The organism is Phycisphaerales bacterium, from assembly GCA_016699835.1.
GTDB lineage: Bacteria > Planctomycetota > Phycisphaerae > Phycisphaerales > UBA1924.
Genome location: CP064987.1, coordinates 1,446,844 through 1,462,145, shown reverse-complemented (window position 1 = coordinate 1,462,145; position 15,302 = coordinate 1,446,844). Strand labels below are relative to the sequence as shown.

At 66.0% G+C, this 15,302-nt stretch carries 13 protein-coding genes; 8 read left to right on the top strand and 5 right to left on the bottom strand.

Features of this window, described 5'->3' with window-relative positions:
* Window positions 1-36: 36 nt before the first annotated feature.
* The gene (locus IPK69_06105) at window positions 37-246 is read left to right on the top strand and encodes an HPr family phosphocarrier protein (protein QQS10434.1); all 210 of its coding nucleotides are present in this window, start codon (window positions 37-39) and stop codon (window positions 244-246) included.
* Window positions 247-402: 156 nt separating this feature from the next.
* Here IPK69_06105 and murA read toward each other — a convergent pair whose 3' ends face one another.
* Window positions 403-1,854 (bottom strand): UDP-N-acetylglucosamine 1-carboxyvinyltransferase, encoded by a 1,452-nt coding sequence (gene murA / locus IPK69_06100; protein ID QQS10189.1) that lies wholly within the window; start codon window positions 1,852-1,854, stop codon window positions 403-405.
* Window positions 1,855-2,152: 298 nt separating this feature from the next.
* Between murA and IPK69_06095 the strand changes: the two genes are divergently transcribed.
* From IPK69_06095 to IPK69_06085, 3 genes are all read left to right on the top strand, one after another.
* Window positions 2,153-3,103 carry a fibro-slime domain-containing protein gene (locus IPK69_06095; GenBank protein QQS10188.1) on the top strand — a complete coding sequence of 317 codons (951 nt, stop codon included), beginning with the start codon at window positions 2,153-2,155 and terminating at the stop codon, window positions 3,101-3,103.
* Window positions 3,104-3,274: 171 nt separating this feature from the next.
* Complete coding sequence (locus tag IPK69_06090; protein QQS10187.1) at window positions 3,275-4,225, top strand: fibro-slime domain-containing protein; 951 nt, start codon at window positions 3,275-3,277, stop codon at window positions 4,223-4,225.
* A 295-nt stretch (window positions 4,226-4,520) separates the two neighbouring features.
* Window positions 4,521-5,468, top strand: coding sequence for a fibro-slime domain-containing protein (locus tag IPK69_06085; GenBank protein ID QQS10186.1), 948 nt, complete (start codon window positions 4,521-4,523; stop codon window positions 5,466-5,468).
* Between the two features lie 255 nt (window positions 5,469-5,723).
* Here IPK69_06085 and IPK69_06080 read toward each other — a convergent pair whose 3' ends face one another.
* The 4 genes from IPK69_06080 to IPK69_06065 all read right to left on the bottom strand — a co-directional run bounded on the left by IPK69_06080 (window position 5,724) and on the right by IPK69_06065 (window position 10,075).
* Window positions 5,724-6,182 (bottom strand): hypothetical protein, encoded by a 459-nt coding sequence (locus tag IPK69_06080; GenBank protein QQS10185.1) that lies wholly within the window; start codon window positions 6,180-6,182, stop codon window positions 5,724-5,726.
* A 149-nt stretch (window positions 6,183-6,331) separates the two neighbouring features.
* Window positions 6,332-7,120, bottom strand: coding sequence for an HNH endonuclease (locus tag IPK69_06075; protein ID QQS10184.1), 789 nt, complete (start codon window positions 7,118-7,120; stop codon window positions 6,332-6,334).
* A gap of 153 nt (window positions 7,121-7,273) precedes the next feature.
* Window positions 7,274-8,866 (bottom strand): bifunctional phosphoribosylaminoimidazolecarboxamide formyltransferase/IMP cyclohydrolase, encoded by a 1,593-nt coding sequence (purH, locus tag IPK69_06070; GenBank protein QQS10183.1) that lies wholly within the window; start codon window positions 8,864-8,866, stop codon window positions 7,274-7,276.
* Between the two features lie 42 nt (window positions 8,867-8,908).
* Entirely contained in the window at window positions 8,909-10,075 is a 1,167-nt protein-coding gene (locus IPK69_06065) for a PQQ-binding-like beta-propeller repeat protein (protein QQS10182.1), read from the bottom strand.
* A 254-nt stretch (window positions 10,076-10,329) separates the two neighbouring features.
* Between IPK69_06065 and IPK69_06060 the strand changes: the two genes are divergently transcribed.
* The 4 genes from IPK69_06060 to IPK69_06045 all read left to right on the top strand — a co-directional run bounded on the left by IPK69_06060 (window position 10,330) and on the right by IPK69_06045 (window position 15,294).
* Window positions 10,330-10,965, top strand: coding sequence for a riboflavin synthase (locus tag IPK69_06060; protein QQS10181.1), 636 nt, complete (start codon window positions 10,330-10,332; stop codon window positions 10,963-10,965).
* Between the two features lie 5 nt (window positions 10,966-10,970).
* Window positions 10,971-11,645 (top strand): crossover junction endodeoxyribonuclease RuvC, encoded by a 675-nt coding sequence (locus IPK69_06055; GenBank protein QQS10180.1) that lies wholly within the window; start codon window positions 10,971-10,973, stop codon window positions 11,643-11,645.
* Window positions 11,646-11,657: 12 nt separating this feature from the next.
* Window positions 11,658-13,127 carry a sigma-54-dependent Fis family transcriptional regulator gene (locus IPK69_06050; protein ID QQS10179.1) on the top strand — a complete coding sequence of 490 codons (1,470 nt, stop codon included), beginning with the start codon at window positions 11,658-11,660 and terminating at the stop codon, window positions 13,125-13,127.
* 157 nt (window positions 13,128-13,284) lie between these two features.
* Window positions 13,285-15,294 (top strand): HDOD domain-containing protein, encoded by a 2,010-nt coding sequence (locus tag IPK69_06045; protein QQS10178.1) that lies wholly within the window; start codon window positions 13,285-13,287, stop codon window positions 15,292-15,294.
* Window positions 15,295-15,302: the final 8 nt, after the last annotated feature.

The following is a 15,302-nucleotide window of genomic DNA, read 5'->3' as shown; positions in this document are numbered from 1 at the left end:
ATCGTTAATCGGCTGGGCCTTCACGCCCGGCCGGCGATGACGTTCGTCGATCGCGCCTCCACCTTCAAGGCCGAGATCAAGGTCGCCAAGGGAGACACCCAGGTCGACGGGAAGTCCATCATGCAGATGATGATGCTCGCGGCCGGGCAGGGGTCGGAACTGCTCATCGAGGCCGAGGGCGAGGACGCGGCGGCGGCGTGCAAGTCGCTCAAAGCGCTCGTCGACTCGGGGTTCGACGAGGATTGACGCAACAACACACTTGTGGATCAATCGGCAAGCAGCCCGACCGTCAGGGAGGGCTTGTGTCGATTTCACGATGTGGTAGCGCCGATCCTCACGAACTTGCTCGATAGGCACACCACTGAGAACGTGAGATGATTCGTTCGCCGTTCGAAAGGAGCGTCAGACGCTGACCGTCTCGGCCGCCGCCTGGGCCTCGCCCTCTTTGACGCGGGTGATGCGCGCGCCCAGCGAGCGAAGGCGATCATCGAGGCGTTCGTACCCGCGATCGAGGTGATACACGCGATTGACGACCGTCGTGCCCGAGGCGGCCATCCCGGCGAGCACGAGGCCCGCCGACGCGCGAAGGTCGCTCGCCATCACGGGCGCGCCGACGAGTTGACGCACGCCCGAGACGACGACGGTGGACCCCTGGCGGATGAGTTTCGCGCCCATCCGCGAGAGTTCCGCGACGTGCAGGAATCGATCGGGGAAGATGCGCTCGGTGATGATGGAGTTGCCGTCCGCCAGGCAGAGCAGCGTCATCAGTTGCGCCTGCAGATCCGTCGGGAATCCGGGATGGGGCTGGGTGGTGACCTCGGTCGGGCGCAGGACGCGGTCGCAGGTGACGCGGACGGTCTTGCGGAGTGGATCGTCGGCATCGACGAGCGGCGAGTGCACGCCATTGGTCAGGGAGACCGTCGGGGACCTCCGCGCCGACGAGGGGACCACGTGGGCGGCGAGCCCCTCGACCGGCTCGACATGGATGCCGATTGCCGAGAGGACGAAGTTGACCGAGAGCATCGCGTCCATGGGGCAGTTGTCGAGCGTGAGATCGCCGTTGGTCATGGCGGCCGCCATGATGAGCGTCCCGGCCTCGATGCGATCGGGGATGACGGCGTGGTCGGCGCCGCCAAGTTCCGCGACGCCCTCGACAATGATGCGTGGCGAGCCGGCACCGTGGATGATCGCGCCCATCTTCTGGAGGAGGCGTGCGAGGTCCACGATCTCCGGCTCGCACGCGGCGGACTCGATGATGGTCGTGCCTTTCGCCAGCGTGGCGGCGGACATGACGTTGGCGGTGCCCAGGACGGTGCTCCCGAACGTGCCGCCGAGGAAGACGGTCGCGCCGCGCAGGCCGCCGGGCGGCGCTTTGGCGATGATGTCGCCGGATGACAGCGTGATCTCCGCGCCCAACGCGGCCAACCCGCGCAGGTGAAGGTCCACGGGCCTCTCGCCGATGGCGCACCCGCCGGGGAGCGAGACCCGCGCGAAGCCGCGCTTCGCGATCATGGGCCCGAGCGTACAGATGCTGGCGCGCATCGTCCGCACGATCTCGTACCGCGCGTGCGACTGCGATTCGTCGGTGGAATGGAGGATCAGCGATCCCTGGCGCGTCGGCGAGAGTTTCGCCGCATCGTCGGCGTCCTCGGGGAGATCGCCCCGCGTGCACCCCAGTTGCCCCAACAGCCGGACCATGTTCCGGATGTCGGCGAGATCCGGGACATCACGAAACGTGACGGGCTGATCCGTGAGGAGCGCGGCGGCGAGAATCGGCAACGCCGCGTTCTTGCTCCCGTTGATGCGAACCCGACCCGAGAGCCTGCGCCCTCCCTCGATGACGAACGTGTCCATGCGCCGCTTCCATGCCTTTGAGGTGCGTTGAGATGTCGGCTTGGCGAGCGTCGGTGCGTGAGCGTCCGAGAAGCCCGCGGGCCCATGGTCCGATCATAGTTCGACGCATCACGCCCACGCCGCGTCGGTGATCGCTCATCCGGCACGATCCGGACGTCCGGCAGGGCCAAACGACGAGTGGGAAACAGCCCATTGTGCCGAGTGGTGATCTGACCGACGAATCACTTTGAATGCGCGCGATAGACCGCGGGACGTGAGGGTTCTGCTCGGGACCATCGACGCGTTGGAGGCCTTGATCATGAAGAATCGTGTGATGATTGCGCTCTTTGGTGCCGTGGCTGGTTTGCCTTTGGCGGCGGCGTTTGCGCCGTCGGCGGATGGGACGGCAACGACCCCACAAGGCGGCTCGGCGTATCTCCCAACGCTCGATCGGACGCCGACAGATGAGTACGCCGCACTCCCGCGGGAACTCAAAGTGACGGCGATTGTGCGGGACTTCAAGAACGCGCAGGAGCAGGGCGGGCATCCCGACTTTGAGGCCTTTGCCGGCCCGATGCGGGTTGGTCTCGTCGAGGCCCAACTCGGCGAGGACGCCAAGCCCGTGCTCCGGAGTCTCTCGGGTTCGTCGGTGTCGACCGACGCCCTGGACCGGCAGGGCCGTCCGATCAATCCCGCGCTCGCGAACGCCGAGTTGGGTGATCGCCCGGCGCAGTTGATCGTGGAGACCTCGCCCCGGATCACATCGGCGGCCTCGTTCGCACAGTGGTATCGCGAGGTGCCCGGCGTGAACGCGAGCATGAGCGTCCCGCTCAGCCTCAAGCGCGAGCCGGGGACGAACAAGTACGTCTTCGACTCCGCGACAGATCCGCAGTGCGTCGAGCGCGGCGGGTTCTTCCCGCTGACGGGCGAGTTGTACGGCAACTACTCGACGACGGGAAAGAACTTCCACTTCACCACCGAGATTACCGCCGAGTTCATCCATCAGCGAGGCGATGTCTTCACCTTCTCGGGCGACGACGACGTGTGGGTCTTCATCAACGGAAAACTGGTGATCGACCTGGGAGGCCTGCACTCGGCAAAGGCCCAGACGATCGATCTTTCCAGGCTCGACTGGCTCGAGTTCGGGCAGGCGTGCACGCTCAAGGTCTTCCACGCCGAGCGACACACCAACCAGTCGAACTTCAGGATGGAAACGACGATGATGCTCCGCAGCGTGAGCCCGCCGCCGACGACGGGCAAGTTCGACTAAACCCGGTTCTCGGACGCTCGTTCGAGTATCCGTGTTGACCCGATCCGGCTCTGCGGGCAAGACGCACAAGGGATCGCCGACAGGCGTCTCCTTCGTGTGGACGTGCGGGGAGTGGATTGGCACACTCTTCACGCGATCCCGGCGCGTGGATCGCGCTGGGAGGAGCGAGGCGTGGATCGACTCGGACGGCACATCGCGGCAGGTTTGGCAATCCTCGCACTCCAGGCGGCGGGATGGTCCGTCGAGGCGGACCCGGGATCGACGAAGCAGACGGAAATCGTGAAGAGTCCCAACGACTCGTCGGGTGCAAACGTCGATCCGTTCTCGGACCTTCCGTCGGAGCAGACGCTCAAGGCCAGAATCCGGGACTTCAAGCCCCACGACGATCCAGGCGGGCATCCGGACTTTGAGCGTTGGTCCGGGCAGACCCGGGTCGGGCTGGTCGAGGATCGTCTTGGTCCCGACAACACGCCCGTGCTCAAGACCGTGTCGGGCCAGGAGATCGTGGGCGAGGCCAAGAGCCGCTCGGGGAAGAACATTCGCCCCGGAACGGCGGACGAGAATCGCGGCGACACCAAGGCGCGACTGCGCGAGTGCACAGACAAGCGCGTGGAATCCTCCGAGTCGTTCTATTCCTGGTACCACGATGTGCCCGGTGTGAACGCGGCCACGGACATCGAGATCCGTCTTCGACGCGTCGGGGGCACCAATCGCTACGTCTTCGACTCGTCGATCGACGCGCCCTACACGTCTCGCGGCGGGTTTTTCCCGATCGACGGAATGTTGATGGGCAACTACAGCACGTGGGGAAAGAACTTCCACTTCACGACGCAGATCGAGACCACGTTCCGCTATGAGCGCGGGAAGGGGCATCTCTTCACGTTCGTCGGTGACGACGACGCGTGGGTGTTCATCGACGGCAAGTTGGTGATCGATCTCGGCGGACCCCATCCGCGTCGCGAGCAGACGGTCGAGTTGGACCGGCTCAGCGGTCTCCAGGACGGGCGGACGTACACGCTCCGGCTCTTCCATGCCGAACGCCGCACGAGTGAGTCGAACTTCCGGATCGAGACGACGCTGCGCCTCGTCCCCAAAGAGTCGGCGTCGGTCGCGTCGAAGTGATCGGCCTGGTGCCGTGATACTCGCAACTTCGAGACATTGGTACCGAGCGGCGTGTGGCGTCGCGCGGTCTTCGTTTCTGGTGCGTGATCGCACCATGGGGCACGCCGGCACATCCGGCAGAGTCTGCCGGAGTTGCCCAGTCGTTGCAGGCGGACGGGCGGTCAAGGAAAGTCACCCCGATGGGTTGACGCCAGAGCGGGTGTATTTGACCTTCCTCAGTGAGCCTTCGGTGCTGCGTGGCCCGGGGGATGCATGACACGTCTTGCCCGGGGACCCCCGGAAGGAGTGAAGGACTATGGCGAACTTTGTGAATGCATTTCGGAAGGGTGCCCCGTTTGCGTTGATGCTCTGCCTGGCGGCGGGCCTCGCGATGACTCCCGAGCGGGCGACCGCGTCGGGCGAGGGGACGTCGAACGACCGGTACTCGGACCTCCCCGCGACGCTGACGCTCACGGGCGTCGTGCGTGACTTCAAGGAGCGTTCGGTCTCCGGCGGGCACACCGACTTCGAGCGCCGGCCCTCGAGCGGCTTCGGGCACTACGTCGGGATGGTCCAGGACACGCTGGACGCCGACAACAAGCCCGTGAAGGCGAGCGCCGGGTACAAGCTCTCTTCGAACTATCGCGACTCGCAGGGTCGGAACATCATCCCGACGCGCACGTACATCGACAAGCGTGACGGCGACACGGCGGGCTCGATCGCGTCGAGCACGGGCGGAGCGATCGCGAGCACCGACAGCCAGTTTGGTCAGTGGTTCCGCGACACGTCCGGCGTGAATGTCTCCAAGCCGCTCGCTATCACGCTGGTTCGCCAGTCGGGGACGCCGATCTACACCTTCAGCGACCGCACCGACGCGACGTACTCGGGCCGCGGCGGGTTCTTCCCGGTCAACGGCGAACTCATGGGCAACAGCAACGGCGACAGCAAGAACTTCCACTTCACCTATGAGCTGGCGAGCGACTTCGTCTACCAGCGCGGCGCCGGGCACACCTTCACCTTCACCGGTGACGACGACGTGTGGGTCTTCATCGACGGGAAGCTGGTGATCGACATCGGTGGCGTGCACTCCGCGGTCAGCCAGACGATCGAGCTCGACCGGCTCAACTGGCTCAAGGACGGGCACAAGTACAAGTTGAACTTCTTCTTCGCCGAGCGTCACCGCACGCAGTCCAACTTCCGCATCGACACGACCCTCGTGCTTCGAAGCGTCGACAAGCCCGAAACCACGGCTCTGTTCGACTGAACTCGGTCCAAGGGCGCGTCGTCGGCGCCACGCCTGACCCAAGCCTCCATGTGATGGGGAGTGAGGGAGAGCCCGATGGGGGCGGGAGGGCGTGCGACCGGGGGGTTGGCCGGCGACGCGCAACGAGTTCCACGCCCGGGTTGGCTGTGTAGGCCGCCCGGGCGTTGACTTTTGGAGTGCGTGATTTCGAGTGTGTCACGACGCCGGCGCGAACCTTCGCCCGGCGTCGTTTTCTTGTGTTGGTGGTCGTCGTGCTCACCAGCGACGCGAGGGGTACGAGCCTGGATGGCTGGGATAGCCCGGTCGACGTGGAGTGGTGGGGCGTCGATACTCTCGATCGCGGCGATGATGATCGTGGCGATCGTCGAAGTAGATGTAGGTGTCCGGGGAGTGGGTGTAGAGGAAGAGCCGACGCGCGTCGCTCAGGCTCGGCGCTGGGGCCGGGGGAAAGAGCAGGGTGCTTGTGGGATCGCCCGGGGGCGGCGCGCCGAGCGTGTCGTCTCGCCGGGCGTACCACAGCGTCGCGTAAGTGTCCTCGAGGGACTGATTGTCCTGGACATCGGGCCCGGCAAAGACGAGTTCGGCCTGGGACCGTTGAACGGCCTGCCGCGGTGCGAACGCGCTGCTTGTGGAGTGGGCGCAGCCGGCAATCGTCAGGATCGAAATGGAGACGACTCCGGCAAAGGCGACAAGTTTGGGCGATGTGGTGGACACGCATCACGGGGAAACAACACGCGTGCCGGAACGTGTAGGCCTGAGCGACTCGGCGAGAGAGCGGAGATTTCCGGACGATCGTGATGGATGTAGTCGGAGGGCAACGAGACGTGTGCGTGCAGTACCACGCGCTTCGAACTCCAAGCGACTTATCGGAGTTCCACGTCCCAGTAGGCGTGGTCGAGGAAGGCCTTCCACGAGCGGTACTTCTCGTTCCCCAGGCGGAGCGCGATCACGGGGCTTCGCTTGGGGCGCTCGGGGCGGCGGATGAGTTTCATCGAGGCCTGCTCGGGCGTGCGCCCGCCCTTCTTCGCGTTGCAGCGGATGCAGGCGCAGACGAGGTTCTCCCAACTGTCGCCGCCGCCCTGGGTTCGAGGGAGGACGTGGTCGATGGAGAGGTCGCTCGTGGGAAAGTGCTTGCCGCAGTACTGGCAGTGATTGCGATCACGCGCGAAGAGGTTGCGGCGGTTGAGTTTGACGATCTGCTCGGGGAAGCGGTCGTAGCCGAGGAGGCGGATGATGCGGGGGACGGCGATCTCGAGGCGGGGCGTCCGGACCCAGTCGTGGCGATCGCGCTCGAACTCCTGCTGGAGCGAGGCCATGTCCGCCCAGGTGGCAAAGTCGTAGTTGATGAATCGGGTGCTCTCGGTCCCCTCGATGACGGCACCAGCGTCGTCAGTGCGGGCGGGTGTCTGCTCGACGTGGATGATCTCGGCGATCTCGCGCATGAGCAGGCAGAAGGCCCGCCGCGCCGAGATCACGCGGATGGCGACATAATGGCGATTGAGAACCAGGACCCTGGAGGCCAGGGCGGGAGGATCACCGGCGCTGCCCGAGAGGGCGGCGACGAGCGATGGGCCGGCGTGATCGTCGCAAAGGTCGAAGTCTTCGCGGCGACGGACCGGCCGGGTGATGTCTCCACCGTGGCGTGGACGCATCGGAATCCCTCATGGGCGGGCACGAGCACCCGCTCACGGAGTAGATTGTTAGCGAACATCGGCCAACCAATCAATCCGATTTGGTTGGAGTTGTGCGAAGACTCGCGTTCTCGGGCAAAGACCGGCGTTCCTCGGGAGTTGGGGGCGGGTGGGCTAATGGCGGAAATGCCGGATGCCGGTGGTCAGACAGGTGATGCCCCGTGCCTCGCAGAGTTCAAAGGTCTCGGCGTCGCGCTTGGAGCCGCCCGGGTGGACCAGGGTCGTCACGCCGGCGTCGATCAGGATCTTCGGGCCATCGGGGAAGGGGAAGAAGGCGTCGCTGAAAGCAACGGCGTTCTGGGCGTTCGTGCCGGCTTTTTGGACGGCGATGCGGCATGAGGCGACGCGGTCCATCTGCCCGGCGCCGGCGCCGAAGAGGCGGAACGCACCCGCGGCGTCGGGCGATGGCCCACCGATGGCGACGGCATTGCTGAGGAGTTGCCGCGTCACCGGCTCCATGAACCGGGCCGCGTCGATCTGGGCGGGCGTGGGCTTGGGCCCGGCGCGGTGGACAAACTCGGCGTGTGGCGTGAGGCGGAGATCGGCGTCCTGGACGAGCATTCCGCCGGATACCGAGCGGAGTTGGCGCGCGACGCCGGTGGTCGGGGTGGGACCAGTGGCGAGGAGGCGGATGTTGGCGCTGCGCTCCTTGAGTATGGCGACGGCGTCGGGCGCGAAAGATGGAGCCGCGACAACCTCGAGAAAGATCGACTTGTCCGCGAGCCGCTCGGCGACCGCGGCCGTGAGTTCGACATTGAGCGCGAGGATCCCGCCGTACGCCGCGAGGGGATCGCCCGCGATCGCCTCCATGACGGCCTGCTCGGGCGTGTCGGCGACGGCGCTCCCGCAGGGGTTGGTGTGCTTGATGACGCTCGCGCCGGGACGAATCGGAAAGGCGCCCGCAAGGGACCAGGCGAGATCGAGGGCGGCGGCGGCATCGAGGATGTTGTTGTAACTGAGTTCCTTCCCGTGCAGTTGACGCGCGCCGGGGATCGTGCCATCTCCGCTCGAGTGGGCCTCGCGATACAGCGCGGCGGCCTGGTGCGGGTTCTCGCCATAGCGCAGCGTCGAGGCAAGGGAGAGTGTGAGCGAGATCGAGTCCGGATCGGTATCGGGGGCGAGATACTGCGCGATCGCGGCGTCGTATCGCGCGGTGTGGGCGAAGGCCTGGGCGGCGAGCGAGGCGCGGAACTCGAGCGTCGTCGAGCCGTCGTGCGACTTCAGTTCGCGGATGAGCGCGTCGTACTGCTCGGGCGAGGTGACGACCGCGACGTCGGCGGCGTTCTTGGAGGCCGAGCGGATCATCGCGGGTCCGCCGATGTCGATGTTCTCGATCGCGTCCTCGCGTGTGCAGCCCGGCTTGGCGATGGTGCTCTCGAACGGGTAGAGATTCACGCAGAGCAGGTCGATGGGCCTGATGTCGTGGGCACGCATCTGCTCGGCATGCGAGGGCAGGTCGCGCCGGCCGAGAAGCCCGCCATGGATCTTGGGGTGGAGCGTCTTGACGCGGCCGTCGAGCATCTCGGGGAAGCCCGTGACTTGGTCGATAGGTGTGACCTTCAGACCCTCTCGGGCGAGGAGGTCGGCGGTGCCACCGGTCGAGATGATCTCCGTGCCGCGTTCAATGAGGACGCGGGCGAGCGCAACGATGCCGGATTTGTCGCTGACAGAGAGGAGCGCTCGGCGGATGCGGACGAGGTCGGGCATGGCGTCGAGGCGCTCCGGGATTGGGTGTGTGGCGGTGCGGGATCAGTTCCGCGGGACGAAGCGAGTCAGTGTGCCGTGGGGGTTGGCGACGTAGATCGGGGCGTCCACGAGCGACTCGGTGGCAAGGATCGTCGCCTCGGGGATCTCGGCCGAGGCGATGATGTCGCCGGTCTTGGGATCGACGAGAGTCGCTTTGGGTGCTTCCCAGACGACGAGTTTTCCGTCGCGGATGGCGATGACCTCGCCGTGGAGTTTCGGCGTGGTCCACACGAGCGTCCCCGTGTCGGCATGGAGGGCGGAGAAGCCCGCGGGGAGTTCGCAATAGACGAACGAGTCGTGGACGACGGGGCTTCGCGTGAGTTTGGCGGGCGTCTTGTGGCGCCAGGCGGTCTGCCCGTTGGGGTAGATCGCCCAGAGGGACTGGTCGGTGGAGGCGATGAAGAGGCGTTCGCCATCGGTCGCGGGCTGGCCGGCGGGCCCGTCATAGATCTTGGTGAAGCCCATCATGGAGCCGGCGGCGTTGAGGAACAGGACATTGCCGTTCTGTCCGACGAATCCGATGGCCTCGCCGACATAGACGGGGTTGGCGGTGAAGGTGGCGTGCCCGTCGAAGCCCCAGGCGCGGAACTCGGTGCCGATGGTGTGGGCGAGGATCTCGCCCGCGCTGCAGCCATAGATCGCCAGCCCGGGGGCGAACACGGGAGCGGTGTTCACGACTCGCGCGAAGCGTTCACGCTCGATAAGGGCGCCCGTGTCGCTCGCGAGGACAAAGAGTTCGCCCTCGGCCGAGGCAAGGACGTGACGCGGGTTCGCGGGATCAAGATCGAGGCTGAGGAATCGAGAGAGCGGGTTGGCGAGTTCGGTCGCCCAGCGCACCTTGCCCGTCGCCGGCTCAACGAACGAGACGGTGCTTGAAGAATCCTGCACAAGGACCGCATCCGCGGTCGCCTTCACTCGGGTCGTGTTCCTTGAAGCGGAGTTGGGGACAAACACCGGCGACTGCCAGTCGAGGCGATACCCGAGTTTCGTCCACTCCTCGTGGCGCGTCGGGGGGAGTTGCGCCTTCCAGGCGGCGGCCTGCTTGGAGCCGCGCGTCGAGGCCGGCTCGATCCCCAGCGACTGCGGTGACTCGCACCCGCTGAGTGCCGACAGCGTGAGAAGGCCCACACCCAGGATCACACATCCAACCTCACTCGAGCGACGGCTCATTCGCATCTCCTTTGGGGCCTCATCGGGCCGGCTTGGACTGTGCCCTCAAAGGGGAGCGGAGCCGCACCGGTGTGACTCCGGGGGCTCCAGCACCGCGTCATCGGGCACCACCACCCAAACGCCGAGCGCGTCGGCGGGTGTTCGGGGTGGAGCAGTATGTCGGTCCGGTTCGGGCACGTCAAGCGGGCGGATCCCTTTCCGAGCGTTTGGGGGGCACTCCCGGCGTTTGGCATGCCGAACCGATACCGTTCGGCATGTTCACGGGGATCATCGAGCAGACCGGGAGTGTCGTGAGCCGGACGCCCACACCCAGCGGCGATCGGTTGAACATCGATGCGAAAGGTTGGAGCCATCGGCCCACGCCCGGCGATTCCATCGCGGTCGATGGATGCTGTCTCACGCTGGCCGAGCCAGTGGGTCATGCGGCGATATTGGTCTTCGACGTGATTCCCCAGACGCTCTCGCGAACGACACTGGGCAACTTGAAGCCCGGCGATCAAGTGCATCTGGAGCATGCCGCCACACCGACGACGCTGTTGGGCGGGCACATCGTGCAGGGACATGTGGATGAGGTGGGCGAGGTGGTCGGTGTGAGTGGTGGTGGGGGGGGTGGGGGTGGGGGCGCCGAGGAGTGGCGCGTTCGAATCCGTGTATCGCGCGAGTCGATCGAGGTGATGGTGCCTCGAGGCTCGGTCTGTGTCCAGGGTGTCTCGCTCACGCTGGCGACAGTGGACGTTGATGCCGCAGAGTTCGAGGTCGCCTTGATTCCCACCACACTCTCAAAGACAACGCTCGGCGGCCTTCGCGCGGGCTCACGGGTCAACATCGAGGGAGATTCCATGGCGAAGACCGTCGTCCACTATCTGAAGCACTTCGCATCGCGGTCGTGAGAATCATGCCGAGTCGTCGCACGCCATCTTCACGACACGCGTCCACCCGAATCCTCGGGCTCGATCCCGGGCTGAACCTGACGGGGTACGGATGCATCGACGCGGCGCCGTGTGGCACGCCGACGATCGTGGAGGCGGGCGTGCTCCGCTTGGGACGAAAGTCACGCGTGACCGGGCCATCGACCGAAGCGGCGACATCACGTGACGCGAGATCCATCTCGTCACGGCTCGTGGAACTCTTCGCCGATCTCTCGGAGGCGATCGAGCGGATGACGCCGGATCTGGTCGCGATCGAGCAGGTCTTCGCGCACTGGAAGCACCCCGCGACGGGCGTGGTAATGGGCCATGCGCGGGGCGTGATGCTCCTGGCGGTGGCCCGGGCCGGGCTGGAGTTGGTGGAGTTGCGACCCAACGAAGTGAAGAAATCGCTGACCGGCCACGGTCACGCGAGCAAGGGGCAGATGCAGCGGGCGATCCAGGGCGTCTTCGGGCTGGAGGCGCCGCCCTCGCCGCCGGACGTGGCGGACGCGCTGGCGATCGCGTTGTGTGCCGCGAACCGCTCTCGATCGCCCGGGGTGATGGGCGAAGGTCCGGCAGGCACCAAACCCCGGCGTCCCAAGACGAAGAGCGCCCGGGCAACCTCGCGGGATCTCGCCAGACTTCTCGCGTCGGTCGACTAAACTCTCTCCCGCATGACCACGCCGAGTTCCAGCGACAAACTGGCCGCCCAGGTCCTCATCGTCGAGGACGAGGTGGACCACGCGGACGTGATGGCCGAGGCGCTCAAGAAGCCCGGACACGTCTGCACGATCGTCGATTCGGTTCCCGCCGCTCTCGAGGAACTCCGCCACGGCACGTTCGACGTCGTCATCACCGACCTGCGAATGCCCAACTCGTCCGCAGCCACAACACCCGGCGGTACGGTGGCAAACGATGGCGGCGACGCGGGGCTCAAGGTGCTCTCGGCGGCCCGATCGATGCAGCCCAACGCCGAGGTCATTATGGTGACGGCCCACGGCGACGTGCCCACGGCCCGGGCGGCGTTCAAACTCGGCGTCTTCGATTTCATCCAGAAGCCGCTCGATCTCGACGTCTTCCGCAGCCTCGTCAACCGCGCCGCCGAGACGGTGCTCCTCCGCCACGAGAGCGGGCAACTCAAGGACCTCGTCCAGCACGACGGGTTCGAGGGGATCGTTGCCGGCTCCGAACCGATGCGGAAGATCCTCCGCACGGTGCGCACCGTCGCCCCCTCGAACATCGCCGTGCTCATCACGGGGGAGAGCGGCACGGGGAAGGAACTCATCGCCCAGGCGATCCACAAGAACAGCAAGCGATCGAGCGAAAAGTTCGTCGCGTTCAACTGCGCCGGCCAGGCCGAGAGCCTCCTCGAGGACCAGTTGTTCGGGCACGTCCGCGGCGCCTTCACAGGGGCCGAGAAGGATCGCCCGGGCGTCTTCGAGTTCGCCGACAAGGGGACCATCTTCCTCGATGAGATCGGGGACATGCCCCTAGCGATGCAGGCGAAACTGCTGCGCGTCCTCGAGACGGGCGATCTCGTGCGACTCGGGAGCAACGACTCGCGGAAAGTGGATGTGCGCTTCGTCTCGGCGACCAACCGCGACCTCAAGCAGTTCTCGAGCGAGGGGAAGTTCCGCGAGGATCTCTTCTTCCGCATCAACGGCGTGCACATCCACCTGCCGCCGTTGCGCGAGCGTCGCGAGGACATCCCGCGGATCATCCAGCACGCCGCCGCCCGCTTCACCGAGCAGTTGCGCCCGGGCGCGGGCGTGCCCGAACTGACCGACGCCGCGATGATGCGGCTGACGAGTTACTCCTGGCCGGGTAACGTCCGCCAGTTGCTCAACGTCGTCCAGAACATGGTCGTGATGTCCATGGGCGAGGATCGTCCCTCGGGCGAGACGCCGACGCTCGACGTTCGCCACATCCCCGAGGACATCCGCGAGGCCGATGACTCGGGTGACGATGCGGCCGTCTCGGGCGCGAGCGCGTCGCTCGCCGGGACCAGCCTCGAGCAGATCGAGAAGCGCGCGATCCGCGAGACCCTCCGCCTCACCGGTGGCAACCGCGAGCACGCGGCGAAACTTCTCGGCATCGGCGAGCGGACACTCTATCGGAAACTCCGCGAGTACGGCCTCCGATAAGCGAGCCAACGCGGCCCAGATTCGGCCCAGCCGCACCGACTTGGTTGCCATGGTCCGATCACGCCCGTGGGTTCAAATTGAGCAAAGGACCCCCCTATTCGTGGTCGATACTCCCTCGCCAACAGTGCGTGGAGGGAGCCGAACCGGCCCGAGAACGATGGGGAGCAGTTCACTCGATCAAGTCCTGGGCTGTCAGAGCCTCCCGACGCTGCCGACCATCGCGGTGCAGTTGCTGGAGTTGACGCGCGACCCCAAGGTCTCGATGACGCGCATCGGGAAACTCGTCAAGAGCGACGTCGGGCTCTCGGCCAAGGTCCTCCGCACCGTCAACTCGAGTTTCTTCTGCCTCAAGCAGCCCTGCTCGACGATCGATCGCGCGCTGGCCTATCTCGGACTCAACACGGTCAAGTCGCTCGTGCTGGGATTCAGCCTCGTCGATTCGGCCAAGAACATCCAGCAGGACAGCGGCTTCGACCTCGACGCCTACTGGAAGCGCACGATCTATGCCGCGACCGCGACCAGAACCGTCGCGGAGTTCACCCGGGCGTGCGACCCCGACGAGGCCTTCACCGCGGGGCTCTTCCAGGACATGGGGATGATGGCGATGTTCGTCGCCATCCCCGAGGAGTACGTGCCCCTGCTCGCCGAGGCGGAGTCGCACGAGAAACTCCGCGAGGACGAGCGCCGTGAACTCGGCTTCGACCACGCGGTGGTTGGGGCCGAACTCGCGAAGAAGTGGAAGCTGCAGGAGGCGATGGTCGAGTGCATCGCCAATCACCACGAGCCCGAGAACGCGAGCCCCATGAGCGAGAAGATGGTGCGGTGCGTCGCGCTGGGCCGGATCGCCGCCGAGGCCATCCTCGCCGCTGCCCCGGGCCGCTTCGTCGTGCAACTCAAGCGCAAGGCACGCGAGTGGTTCGAGAGCGACGAGCACGATGTGGCCGCGATGATGGACCGTCTCACCGACGCCGCCCAGGAACTGGCACGCCTCTTCGAGAAGGACATCAGCCCAACGCCCGACATCACGTCCATCATGTCGTCGGCGAACGACGCCCTCCTCGAGCACCAGATCAGCGTGCAGCGTGAGACCGCCGAACTCCGTGCCGAGCACGAGCGCCTCGAGCACAAGGCCAGCACCGATCCACTCACCGGGATCACCAACCGGGCGAGCATGCAGGACCAACTCCCCGACATGTTCGAGCAGGCGCTCTCCGGTGGCGCCGGCATGGCCGTCCTCTTCATGGACGGCGACAAGTTCAAGTCCATCAACGACACCTTCGGGCACCAGGCCGGCGATCTCGTCCTCAAGGAACTCGCGTCTCGACTCGCCTCGACGGTGGGACAGAGCGGCGTCGCGTGCCGATACGGCGGCGAGGAGTTCGCCGTCCTCCTGCCTGGACTTGGCATGCAGGCCGCCCAGGCCGTCGGCGAGCGTGTCCGCTCGGCGATCGAGCGCACGCCGTTCGATCTCTCGTCGGTCTCCGGAGGTCCGTCGGAGCACCGCGTCACGGTCAGCGTCGGTGTCTCCGCGACCGATCTCACCGAGGGCGCCGCGACCACCGCGGAACAACTCGTCCACCAGGCCGACCTCGCGGTCTATGCCGCCAAGCGTCAGGGTCGAAATCGCGTCGTGATCTACTCGCCCGAGGTCGACGACATGGCCGGACCGCCCGCGCCACTCGCCGCACCGGAGCCGCAGACCGCGAACACCCAGCCGGCGAAATCGGTGCAAAGGACAGATCCCGCAACGGCTCCAAAGCCCGAGGTCGCACCGCAAAGGACCACGACCCCGGCCCCCGTGTCGCCCCATGGCTCGCGACAGAAGGTTCTCCTCCTGGAGGACGATTCACTGGCCGCCGCCTTGATCCAGGCGACATTCAAGCGTCACGCCGGCGTGGAAATCGTCTGGGCGAAATCCATCAGGCAGGCCAGCGCCTACATCGCGAAGCATACCGAGAGCCTCGGTGCGATCATCACCGATATCCATCTCCCAGATGGCCAAGCCTACGACATGGTCCGTTCGACTCGACAATCAAGCCCGCACCTCGCGATCTACATGATCTCGGCCGCGAGCGACGACGAGACCAAGGCCGCGGCCATCGACGCCGGCGACGAAGTTCATCGACAAACTCTCGCTGGTCAAAGCCCTCAATGTCTGGGCGGGTGACGTCGTCT